The 5487-nt window shown below is 76.5% G+C and carries 1 protein-coding gene and 2 pseudogenes; all 3 read left to right on the forward strand.

The annotated features are described in order from the left end of the window. Positions 1-55: 55 nt before the first annotated feature. Positions 56-1124 (forward strand): annotated as a pseudogene (locus tag OO52_RS54895) (acyltransferase domain-containing protein); the annotation flags it as partial. Continuing rightward, a complete protein-coding gene (locus tag OO52_RS54900) occupies positions 1098-4073 on the forward strand; it encodes an SDR family NAD(P)-dependent oxidoreductase (RefSeq protein ID WP_432422521.1) in 2976 nt (991 codons plus the stop codon). The pseudogene OO52_RS54895 and the gene OO52_RS54900, both read left to right, overlap by 27 nt. A 44-nt stretch (positions 4074-4117) precedes the next feature. Further along, positions 4118-5487: pseudogene (locus OO52_RS45145) on the forward strand (type I polyketide synthase); the annotation flags it as partial.

Raw genomic sequence — 5487 nt, forward strand, 5'->3', positions numbered from 1 at the left:
CCGCCCCTGGCCCACCACCAACCACCCCCGCCGCGCCGCCATCTCCTCCTTCGGCATCAGCGGCACCAACGCCCACGCCATCATCGAACAACCCACGGAGCACACACCCGCCGCAGTGCGGGAGCCCGGACTTCCGGTGCCGTGGCCGCTGTCCGCGCACACCCCGCGGGCGCTGCGGCAGCAGGCTGCGCGGCTGGCGGAGTTCCTCGCCGCGCATCCCGACACGGAGCCGGCCGGGGCGGCGGGCGTGCTGGCCGGCGGCCGGGCCGCGCTGGAGCACCGGGCGTCGTTCGTGGCCGGGACCGCCGCCGAGGCGCTGGAGGCGCTGAACGCCCTGGCCGCCGGGGACACCACAGGCATCGCCGTGCCGGCCCGGGAGCCGCGCATCGCCTTCCTGTTCACCGGGCAGGGCAGCCAGCGGGCCGGAATGGGCCGCGAGCTCCACGCCGCCCACCCGGTGTTCGCCGAGGCCCTCGACGCGGCCTGCACCGCCCTCGACCCCCACCTCGACACACCCCTGCGTGACCTCCTCCTCACCGGTGACGACACCCTCATCCACCGGACCGCCTACACCCAGCCCGCCCTCTTCGCCCTCGAAACCGCCCTCTTCCACCTCCTCGACCACCACGGAATACGCCCCGCTGCCGCCGGGCGGTGCGATGGCCGCCGTGTCGCTCCCGGAGGAGGAGACCCTGTCGCTGCTCGCCGGGCTCGGGGACGGCGTCGGCATCGCCGCGCTCAACGGGCCCCGCGCCACGGTGGTCTCCGGGACGCAGGAGGCGGTGCTGCGGGTGGTCGAGCGGGCCCGGGAAGAGGGGGCACGCACCAAGCGGCTCACGGTGTCGCACGCCTTCCACTCGCCGCTGATGGAACCGATGCTGGCCGAGTTCCGCGAGGTGGTGGCCCGTCTGGAGTTCCACGCCCCGCGCGTTCCCCTCGTCTCCGACCTGACCGGTCGTCTCTCGACCGCCGAGGAACTGGCCTCGCCCGAGTACTGGGTGCGGCACGTGCGGGAGACGGTCCGGTTCGCCGACGGGCTGCGCGCCCTGGCCGAGGACGGCGTGACCGTGTGCGTGGAGCTGGGTCCGGACGCCGTGTTGACCTCGCTCGCGGCGGACGCGCTGCCGGACGCCCTGACCGTGCCGCTGCTGCGCCGCGACCGTGCCGAGGACCGGACGGTGCCGGAGGCCCTGGGCGCCCTGTGGAGCGCGGGGGTCCCCGTCGAGCTGACCGCCTGGTCCGGCGGCGCGGCGGGCGCGGGCGCGACGGCGTACCGGCTGCCCACGTACCCGTTCCAGCGCGAGCGGTACTGGCTGGACGCCCCGGCCCGGACCTCCGGCCCGGCGGACGACGGCCCGCGCCCGCATCCGCTGCTCGATGCGGCGGTGGCGCTCGCCGACGGCTCCGCGACGGTGTACACCGGCCGGCTGTCCCTGGACGCCCAGCCCTGGCTGGCCGAGCACGCGCTGCTCGGCACGCCCGTCGTGCCCGGCACCGCGCTGCTGGAACTCGCCCTGTACGCGGGCCGCGAGTCCGGCTGCCCCGAGGTGGAGGAACTCACCTTCCAGGCGCCGCTGCCGGTGCCGGACGACGGCGAGGTGCGTCTGCAGCTCGTGGTGTCCGGTGCGGACGAGCAGGGGCGCCGGACGCTCACCGTGCACTCCGGCGCGGACGGCGCCGGCTGGACGCGGCACTGCACGGGTGTCCTGGCCCCCGCGACCGGAGCGGCGCCGGACGTACCGGAGCCCGCGGTGTGGCCCGCGCCGGACGCGCGGCCCGTGGACCTCACCGCGGCGTACGACACGCTCGCCGGGCTCGGCTACGCGTACGGACCGCTGTTCCGCGGCCTGCGCCGGGCCTGGCGGCAGGAGAACGGCGCCTGGTTCGCCGAGATCGCGTCCGATCCCGGCTCCCCGGATCCCTCCGGCGGGTTCGCGGTCCATCCGGCGCTGCTCGACGCCGCGCTCCATCCGCTCGCGCTGGAGGGCACGGGCGCGTCGGGCGGGCTGCGGGTGCCCTTCTCGTGGGCGGGCGTGCGCGCGTACGGCTCGGGGGCGCGCACCCTGCGGGTGCGGTTGACGCCCGAGGGCCCGGACCGTACGGCGCTGTCCGTGACGGACGAGTCCGGGGCGCCCGTGCTGACCGCCCGGTCGCTGCTGGTGCGGGAGGCCGACCCGGCGGCGCTGGCGGCGGCCCGCGGGCCGGCCCGGCTCCTGTACCGCGTGGACTGGGTGCCGCTCGCCCCCGCCGGGACCGCCGTGGACTGGCGGCCGTACGACCCGGCGGACGGGCCCGCCGTACCCTCCGGTGCGCCCGGCCACGCCGTGCTGCGGGCCGACGACGAGCTGTCCCCGGTGGCGCTGCTGGCGCACCTGCGGGCCTGGGCGGCCGCCGAGGATCCGGCCGCGCGGCTGGTCGTGGTGACCCGCGGGGCGACGGCCGTGGTCCCGGGCGAACCCCTGGCCGGGTTGGCGCAGGCCCCGCTGTGGGGGCTGGTGCGCACGGCGCAGTCCGAGCATCCGGGGCGGTTCGTGCTCGTCGACACGGACGGCAGCGCCCCGTCCGAGGCGGCACTGGGGACGGCCCTGGCCACCGGCGAGCCTCAACTCGCCCTGCGACAGGGGCGGTTGTCCGTGCCCCGGCTCGCGCCCTGCCCTGCCCCGGCGAAGGCGCCCGCCGAGGTGTTCCGGCCGGGCACCGTGCTGCTGACCGGAGCCACCGGCGCGCTCGGCGGCCTCGTCGCCGAGCACCTGGTGACCCGGTACGGGGTACGCCGGCTGCTGCTGACCAGCCGACGCGGCCCGGCGGCGCCGGGCGCGGGCGCCCTCGTGGACCGGCTCGCCGAGCTCGGCGCCGAGGCCACCCTCGTGGCCTGCGACACGGCGGACCGGACGGCGCTCGCCGCGCTCCTCGGCTCGGTGCCGGCGGAGCACCCCCTGCGCGCGGTGGTGCACGCGGCGGGGGTCACCGCGGACGGCACGCTGGAGTCGCTGACCGAGGAAGCCTTCACCCGGGTGTCGCGGCCCAAGTCGGAGGCGGCGCTGCACCTGCACGAGCTGACCGCGGGGCAGGACCTGGACGCGTTCGTGCTGTTCTCGTCCGTCGCCGGGATCGTCGGCAACGCCGGGCAGGCGAACTACGCCGCCGCCAACGCCCACCTCGACGCGCTCGCCCAGCACCGCCACGCCCAGGGCCTGCCCGCCGTCTCCCTCGCCTGGGGCCTGTGGGACACCGGCGACGGCATGGCCGGGGAACTGACCGCGGCGGACCGGGCGCGGATCGCCCGGACCGGCGTCGCACCGCTCACGGCGGCCGAGGGCCTGGGCCTGCTCGACGCGGCGCTCGCCACGGACCGGGCCGCCGTCGTACCGGCCCGCCTCGACCTGGGCGCCCTGCGCGGGCGCTCCGCCGCGGAGCCGGTCCCGCCGCTGCTGCGGGGCCTGGTGCGGCCGTCGTCCTCCCCGGCCGGCGGAGCACAGGCCCACGGACCGCAGATCCAGGACCCGCGGGCCCAGGGACCGGACGCGCGCGAGGACGTCACCCCGCCGTGGGTGCGCAAACTCGCCGAGGCGGCCCCGGCCGACCGTTCCCGGCTGGCGCTCGACCTGGTCCGGGCGACGATCGCCACGGTCCTCGGCCACGCCCCGAACCGGCCGGTCCCCGCGGACCGTGGCCTGCTCGACCTGGGCTTCGACTCGCTGACCGCGGTCGAACTCCGCAACCGGCTGGGCGCCGAGACCGGTCTGCGGCTGCCCACCACCGTCCTGTTCGACCAGCCGACGGCCGGCGCCCTCGCCACCCACCTGCTGCACGAACTGGCGGACCGACTGCCAGGTGGCGCGGCCGCCGTGCTGGCCCGGATCGAGGACCTGGAGTCCGCGTTCGCCGGTGACGACCTCGGCACCGAGGCACGCGAACGCGCCGTGGCCCGCCTCACGGCCGTGCTGGAACGGCTCGCCCCCGGCGGCGCGGACGGCGCCCTCGCCGGTGCCGCGACCGCGCCGCCCCGGCTGGACCAGGTCTCCGACGACGAGCTGTTCGACCTGATCGACGACCAGCTCGGCACTGAGTGAGCCGCAACCCGAAGTTCCCCACAGCCAAGGAGAGTTGACGCAGCATGACGAACGAGGCCCGGCTCCGCGACTACCTCAGGCGCGTGACGAACGACCTGCTGCAGACCAGGGAACGGCTGTCCCGCGTCGAGGCCGAGCGCCACGAGCCGATCGCGATCGTCGGCATGGCCTGCCGCTACCCGGGCGGCGTGCGCTCACCCGAGGACCTGTGGCGCGTCGTCGACTCGGGTACGGACGCCGTCTCGCCGTTCCCGGAGAACCGCGGCTGGGACACCGCCGGACTGTACGACCCCGATCCGGAACGCACGGGCAGGACGTACGCCCGGCAGGGCGGGTTCCTGCACGACGCCGACCGGTTCGACCCGGCGTTCTTCGGCATCAGCCCGCGCGAGGCGCTCGCCGTCGATCCGCAGCAGCGGCTGCTGCTGGAGACGGCCTGGGAGGCGTTCGAGGCGGCGGGCATCGCCCCGCCGTCCCTGCGGGGCTCCCGCACCGGCGTCTTCGCCGGCGTGATGTACGGCGACTACGGCGGCCGTATCCGCAAGGCACCGGAAGGCCTCGAGGGCTACATCGGCACCGGCAGCGCGGGGTCGGTCGCCTCCGGCCGGCTGTCGTACACCTTCGGTCTGGAGGGCCCGGCGGTGACCGTGGACACCGCCTGCTCGTCCTCGCTGGTGGCCCTGCACCTGGCCGTGCAGTCGCTGCGGCAGGGCGAGTGCGACCTCGCCCTCGCGGGCGGCGCCACGGTCATCGCGACACCCGGCCTGTTCGTGGAGTTCAGCCGGCAGCGGGGTCTCTCCCCGGACGGCCGCTGCAAGGCCTTCGCCGCCGCGGCGGACGGCACCGGCTGGGGTGAGGGCGTGGGCCTGCTGCTGGTGGAGCGGCTGTCCGACGCCCGCCACAACGGGCACCCGGTGCTCGCTGTCGTCCGGGGCTCGGCCGTGAACCAGGACGGCACGAGCGGCCAGCTCTCGGCGCCCAACGGCCCGTCGCAGCAGCGGGTGATCCGGCAGGCGCTGGCCGACGCGGGTCTCTCCCCGGCGGACGTGGACGCGGTGGAGGCGCACGGTACGGGCACCCGGCTGGGCGATCCCATCGAGGCCCAGGCGCTGCTCGCCACCTACGGTCAGGACCGTTCCGCCGAACAGCCCCTGCGGCTCGGTTCGTTGAAGTCCAACATCGGTCACACCCAGGCGGCGGCCGGTGTCGGCGGCATCATCAAGATGGTCGAGGCCATGCGGCACGGGCTGCTGCGGCCGCCGACTCCAGCGAAGAGGAGCCGGTCGCGTCCTGCGACGGCGGGGTCCCCGCTCCGTGGCTGTTGTCCGGTCACACCGAGGAAGCCCTGCGTGAACGCGCCGCCCAGCTACACGACTACCTGACCCAGCACCCCGACACCGACACCGACGCCATC

It is taken from the genome of Streptomyces flaveolus, from assembly GCF_000716535.1.
GTDB classification, from domain to species: Bacteria; Actinomycetota; Actinomycetes; order Streptomycetales; family Streptomycetaceae; genus Streptomyces; species Streptomyces flaveolus_A.